Below are 2,928 nucleotides of genomic sequence, written 5' to 3'. Positions count from 1 at the left end.
GTGAAGCCTGCAGCATTCGAGCTAGCGCACGCGGCCGCTCGTCCGAAGCGCTGCGCAAAAAAAGCTCCAGCACCAGCAAAGCGCTTCCAAAAAGCGCAACGTAGAATAGGAACGCCGGCACGCCCGCTTCCCCGGCCATGTTCATGTAGCTGTTGTGGGCAGCGTAGTGGTCGGTGCCTTGACGGTACCTCCCGATCACGTGCGGAAAATTTCCCGGACCAACCCCGAACCAGGGGTTATCCTGGATAAGGTCCCTGCCGCCTGCCCAGAGGGTTAGGCGGCCCTCGATCGTGCCGCGATCCAGTGAAGCGGTTTTGTGCTGTGCCGATGGATCCCACAATACCCGGAACCTGTTGAAGTAGTCTCCCGTAGGGAAGGCGAACGCGAGCACAGCGGCAATGCTCAGCGCGACGCCTATTGCCTTGAGCTTATGCTTCGAGTGCCAGAGCAGTGCTCCAAGGGCGAATAGCAGCCCGACGGCCGCCGCCCGATTCTGCCCGATGGCGATAATTGCGAGCATCCCCATACCGGCGACAACGAACGCGATGCGCAACCCGCGGCCCCGTGTGCACCAGGCGCCCATCAGCGCCAAGGGCAGGACCATGGCAGCCAACGCCGTCAAGTCGGTTTCCAGATACAAGCCCGAGACCCCTTGCACCAGACCCCGCAGCAGCAGGGCGAGGCAAAGAGTCAACGCCATCAACCACGATGCTCGTTCGTCTCCAAGCGTGTTCGATGCAATCAGGAACAGGCTGAAGCCATGAAGAAACTGAACCGGGTTGTGCCCCGGGAACGGCTCGGACGCCCACCCGGCGTTCTGTGCCACGACCCAAGCGATGCCTAGCCACACCATGAACGCAGTCATGGCGGCAAACAGATAAGTTCGCCAAGGCGGTGTGCTGCGCGTTTGCACGCACCACAGCACCCAGCCCAGCACGCCCAACACACAGATCCATTCCAGCGCGCCGCTGCGCAAGATCACTTCGAAATCTTTTCCGTATCTAGGAATGCCACTCGCCAGCACCATGTAAGCCGCGAGTGACACCTGCGGGAAACGCGGCGCGAACGCGGTCATCCCTATTGCCACGCATGTGAGCAGGAGCCATCCTGGCGGAAGACTTGACGCGACCGTATAAACCGACGCATGCACAATCCCCGCGAAAACCAAAGTAACGAAGCCGGCCAGGAGCAGGCGCCGAGGAGAGAACCAGCCCTCAGGCAACGGTGATCTCTCTGAATAGCAGGGAATTCGCCGGCGATCTGCGATCGAGAGCACCGGATTTTCGATGATACCCTTTGCAAATTCTGTTCAAATTTCCGATTTCCGGTGCAGCGCCAGAACCATTCGCCTGAGCGAATCGCAGCACTCGACGGGCTGCGTGGGTTGGCATGCCTGATGGTTTTCGGCGTGCATTTCGGTCAGATCACGCAACTCGATGCGCGAATCGGTCCGTTTGAGCTTGGCAGGTTGTTGGCAAACGGCAATGTCGGAGTCGCGCTGTTCTTTGCGCTCAGCGGAATGCTGCTCAGCCTTCCGCTTTGGCAAGCGAAACTCGAGCCTGCGCGTGCACCACATCTCGGCAGGTATTTTGCGTACCGCTGCGCCCGCATCCTTCCTGCGTATTACATCTGCCTCACGGCGCTCATCATCGCCAACCGGCATTGGAGCGAGGCCATGGGCTGGAGCGACATCGGGCTGCATTACGCCCTCGCATTCAATTACTTCGATTGGTCCATCTTTTCGATCAATCCACCCTTTTGGACGATCGCCGTGGAAGTGCAGTTTTATCTGTTGCTCCCTCTGCTCTTTGCGCCGACGCGCCGGATGGGCGCTGTCGCCACGGCGATAGGCGTGCTGGTTCTTGCGGCGGCAAGCTACGCGACATACGTCTGGTTGATCGCTACGATCGGCTGGACGTCGGGTCCGCGTGCGGTCTCGCCCGTTCTCACCTACTCCCTGCTTGGGCACCTGCCGCATTTTCTCCTCGGCGTGCTCGCCGGACGGTCGTTCCTACGGCTTCGTCACAGCAACCCACGACGTCCCTGGAACGCCGACGCGCCTGCCTGGGCATGCTTGGCCGCAATCCTGATTGTACTCAGCACGCCGATCGACGACTGGCTGCAGATACCGTATGGCCGTTACAACTTGCCTTATGTTCCGGTGTTGATCGCGATTCTGATCACTACCGCCCCGTTCGCATCGATTATGAGCAAGCTGCTTGACGGCTTCCCTTTGCGCCACCTTGGCTTAATCTCCTATGGCGTTTATATTTATCACCTCCCGGCACAACACGTTACCGCGCGTTACCTGGGCCATTTTTCGATCAGCGCTCAGGAACACTGGGGCCTCTTCGGACTACTCAGCCTGGCGCTGACGATAGCGATCGCCGCCGGCTCCTATTTGACCGTCGAAAGACCAATCGCGCGGGCGATTAGGCGCCTCGGAAAAAGACGGCTGCTCTAGCAAGCATCCCTGCATCACGGAAAGTTCTAAACACTCGAACGAAACGCCGTCCGTTATTCTGCAGCCCGGGGCTCCTTGCTAATGGGAGCGGGCTCGCGCCACTTCCCCACCCCCACAAGCTTGCTCTTCAGGCCCGGCAGTTCGAATCCCAATTGGTAAGCCTTCTGCGCGTTTAAAAGGGCGTTGTCGTAATCCTTCAAATCGAAATACAGCAATCCCAGGTTATAGTGAATGTTGGCATTTTCTTGGGAAAGTGAGCGAGCCTCTTCGAAGCGTTTCAACGCGTCGCGCTTCCTGCCCATCTTCGATAAATAGATCCCGTGAATCATGCGTACCGTTCCGTCGTCAGCGGCGAAACGCATGGCCCGATCAAAATAGCAGGAAACAGTATAGTTAGCGCCCTGCGGTTTTTCATTGCCTACCTTTAGCGCCAGGTTCACCATCGCCATCAGCGCCCGATGGTG

At 58.8% G+C, this 2,928-nt stretch carries 3 protein-coding genes; 1 reads left to right on the top strand and 2 read right to left on the bottom strand.

Annotated elements, in window-relative coordinates:
• Positions 1 to 1,075 (bottom strand): O-antigen ligase family protein (locus H0V78_05720; protein ID MBA2351287.1); only part of this gene is annotated, 1,075 nt, incomplete at its 3' end.
• 252 nt (positions 1,076 to 1,327) lie between these two features.
• On the opposite strand from H0V78_05720, the gene H0V78_05715 reads away from it, so the two are divergent.
• Positions 1,328 to 2,464 (top strand): acyltransferase, encoded by a 1,137-nt coding sequence (locus tag H0V78_05715; protein MBA2351286.1) that lies wholly within the window; start codon positions 1,328 to 1,330, stop codon positions 2,462 to 2,464.
• 53 nt (positions 2,465 to 2,517) lie between these two features.
• Here the strand turns inward: H0V78_05715 and H0V78_05710 are convergent, their stop codons facing one another.
• On the bottom strand, positions 2,518 to 2,913 hold the full coding sequence (locus tag H0V78_05710; GenBank protein ID MBA2351285.1) for a tetratricopeptide repeat protein: 396 nt from the start codon (positions 2,911 to 2,913) through the stop codon (positions 2,518 to 2,520).
• Positions 2,914 to 2,928 lie beyond the last annotated feature (15 nt).

Source organism: Burkholderiales bacterium (assembly GCA_013695435.1).
In the GTDB taxonomy this organism is placed as follows: Bacteria; Pseudomonadota; Gammaproteobacteria; order Burkholderiales; family JACMKV01; genus JACMKV01.
Note: the sequence above shows the minus strand (reverse complement) of the source record. Positions and strands in the feature narration are given on the sequence as shown.